Here is a 401-nt window from a genome sequence, read left to right on the forward strand (position 1 = left end):
TGGGCAAGTTGAACCGCATGCTGCGCGGCTGGGCCAACTACTTCAAGGTAGGAACGGTCAGTCGCGCATACCGTGCACTCGACAGCTACGCCGCGACGCGGTTGCGCCGGTGGCTGCGCAACAAGTACAAGGTTAGACGACGCAGGGGCGGAAGCTATCCACTCTCGCACCTCTACGGGCACTACGGGCTCGTACGTCTGACCGCGCGCGGGGGCACAGCCTGGCGTGGGTGAAGGCGTGAAGTCTTGTCCGAGAGCCGGATGCGGGAGATCTGCATGTCCGGTTCGATGAGGGGGATGTGGAAACGGAGCCATGGTCAGGCTACTAGGGCACCGCCAAACGAAAGGGGCGGAAACATCGATGCCTGGACCTACCGTCACCGCGCCACATCTCTACTCTAC

At 62.6% G+C, this 401-nt stretch carries 1 protein-coding gene; it reads left to right on the forward strand.

Going from position 1 to position 401, the window contains the following annotated elements:
- A partial coding sequence (locus ACYP5B_RS50385; RefSeq protein ID WP_459574970.1) for a group II intron maturase-specific domain-containing protein occupies positions 1-233 on the forward strand: 233 nt, incomplete at its 5' end.
- Positions 234-401: the final 168 nt, after the last annotated feature.

This window comes from Cupriavidus sp. 8B (genome assembly GCF_054589115.1).